This window comes from Okeania sp. SIO2F4 (assembly GCF_010672385.1).
Classification (GTDB): domain Bacteria; phylum Cyanobacteriota; class Cyanobacteriia; order Cyanobacteriales; family Microcoleaceae; genus Trichodesmium.
The window spans coordinates 1-1,746 of the sequence record NZ_JAAHGT010001328.1; the positions used below are offsets into that span (position 1 = coordinate 1).

At 40.0% G+C, this 1,746-nt stretch carries 3 protein-coding genes and 1 pseudogene; 3 read left to right on the top strand and 1 reads right to left on the bottom strand.

Annotated elements, in window-relative coordinates:
* A pseudogene (gene tnpA / locus F6K22_RS40125) lies at window positions 1-174 on the bottom strand (IS200/IS605 family transposase); the annotation flags it as partial.
* A gap of 85 nt (window positions 175-259) precedes the next feature.
* Here tnpA and F6K22_RS40130 point away from each other — a divergent pair.
* From F6K22_RS40130 to F6K22_RS40140, 3 genes are read left to right on the top strand one after another with little or no spacing between them, the layout of a single operon-like run.
* Window positions 260-580 carry a hypothetical protein gene (locus tag F6K22_RS40130; RefSeq protein ID WP_293110674.1) on the top strand — a complete coding sequence of 107 codons (321 nt, stop codon included), beginning with the start codon at window positions 260-262 and terminating at the stop codon, window positions 578-580.
* 31 nt (window positions 581-611) lie between these two features.
* Window positions 612-1,025 (top strand): hypothetical protein, encoded by a 414-nt coding sequence (locus F6K22_RS40135; RefSeq protein WP_293110676.1) that lies wholly within the window; start codon window positions 612-614, stop codon window positions 1,023-1,025.
* The gene (locus tag F6K22_RS40140) at window positions 988-1,371 is read left to right on the top strand and encodes an IS200/IS605 family accessory protein TnpB-related protein (protein WP_293110678.1); all 384 of its coding nucleotides are present in this window, start codon (window positions 988-990) and stop codon (window positions 1,369-1,371) included. Before F6K22_RS40135 ends, F6K22_RS40140 begins: the two co-directional genes overlap by 38 nt.
* Window positions 1,372-1,746 lie beyond the last annotated feature (375 nt).

Below are 1,746 nucleotides of genomic sequence, written 5' to 3' on the forward strand. Positions count from 1 at the left end.
ACAGAGGGTGCAAAAGTTGGGTCAACTTCTAAAAATAAATGTACATGGTCTGGCATTATTTCTAATGCTATTAGTCTCCAATCATGCGAGCGTACATAACTCAAAAATAATCTGTTGCAACCGTTGTTTTACCTCTCCTACCAATACTCGCTTTCTACACTTTGGACAAAATACATGCAGGGTAATTAATCAGTGTTACTGAGTGAGGATTTCTTCTATTATTCGTCTGGTTTTTTCTTGATCAATCTATAGATATATTATGTTTAATAGTGTTACTATATCTAAAGGAGGTGATAATTTAATGTATGGATGTCAACAACACCTAGTCAAGAGTACCTCAGAAGTAATGGCTGTGCTTGAATACCTATGCACAGAAGCAAATAAGTTGACAAATTGTGGTATTTACTATTGTCGCCAAATGCTATTTAAAGCAGGACGCTTTCTGTCTAAAGCTGAACTAGATTTTGAGTTAAAAAGTAATCTGCATTTTAAGGCTATGCGTTTGCTCCGCAACCCTAGCGTGTTTTATGTCGCGCAGCGAAACAGCCTGTGCCCAACAGACATTACATTCTGTAATTGAGTCTTTCAACTCTTATGCAAGAAGTGCCAAAATGTTTACTTCAGGTGAACTGGCACAAAAGCCAAAAACACCAAAATACCGCAAAAAGAATGGTTTAGCAGTCGTTAGTTATCCAGCACGCTGGGTCAAGCTGGTGAATGGAATGCTTAAGTTCCCTCTAGGTAAGCAAGTCAAAGCATGGTTTGGAATAGACCATTTTTTATTGCCAATGCCTAGCAACTTAGATTTCAATCAAATTAAAGAATTGAGATTTGTTCCTAGAAACAACTGCTTCTATTTAGAATTTGTTTATGAGCAACCTACACTAGAAAAAGGCCAACCAATAGCAGAAAACTTCTTAGGCATAGACCCAGGATTAAACAACTGGTTAACCTGCGTGAGTAATGTGGGAAAAGCTTTTATAGTTGATGGGAAAAAGGTTAAATCTCGTATGGCAATGGTATAACAAGAAAATAGCAGAAATAAAATCAGGCCAGTCTGGTGACTACTGGGACGATAATTTAGCAGCTATTACTGAAAAGCGTAACCGAATGATGCGCGACAATATTAATAAGGCAGCTAGGTTTGTGATTAACTGGTGTATTGAGCATCAAATAGGCACAGTAGTTTTTGGTTGGAATCAACGTCAAAAAGATAGTATTAACATTGGCAAGAAAAATAACCAACAGTTTGTCCAAATACCTACAGCTAAGTTAAAAACCAGGATAGCTGAATTATCTGAGCAACATGGGATGAAGTTTGTTGAGACTGAGGAGAGTTACACGAGTAAGGCTAGTTTTCGTATCGGATGATTTTCTGCCGACATTTGGTGCGAAACCCGTGCATGTGGGAGCCTAAGTCCTTCGGACACGCTTCGCGAACAGGAAAGCGTGTTAATCGTGGTTTGTATCGTTCAGCCAGCCAATATCCAATGAACTCCTCTGGGACCCCATCTCCTTTGCAAATTATCCCTTTTCGACAGATGCCTAACCCGCCGAGATATATCATGGACGGCAAGCATGGGTCTCCCAAGAAAGCAATTAGTAGGCTGATCCGAAGTGAACCGAATTGGGATCATCTAACCGACCATCAAAAGCTGGACCTATCCCAGTTGATACTGGAACACAGTCTGCAGACTTATTTGGAAGGTTGTGTCCTGGAACGGAAGATGACTTTCGATCGCGCTG

What these genes read in the sequence shown, in the direction of transcription:
- F6K22_RS40130 (WP_293110674.1), top strand. Translation starts at nt 260, where the DNA reads ATGTTTAATAGTGTTACTATATCTAAAGGAGGTGATAATTTAATGTAT.
- F6K22_RS40135 (WP_293110676.1), top strand. Translation starts at nt 612, where the DNA reads ATGTTTACTTCAGGTGAACTGGCACAAAAGCCAAAAACACCAAAATAC.
- F6K22_RS40140 (WP_293110678.1), top strand. Translation starts at nt 988, where the DNA reads ATGGGAAAAAGGTTAAATCTCGTATGGCAATGGTATAACAAGAAAATA.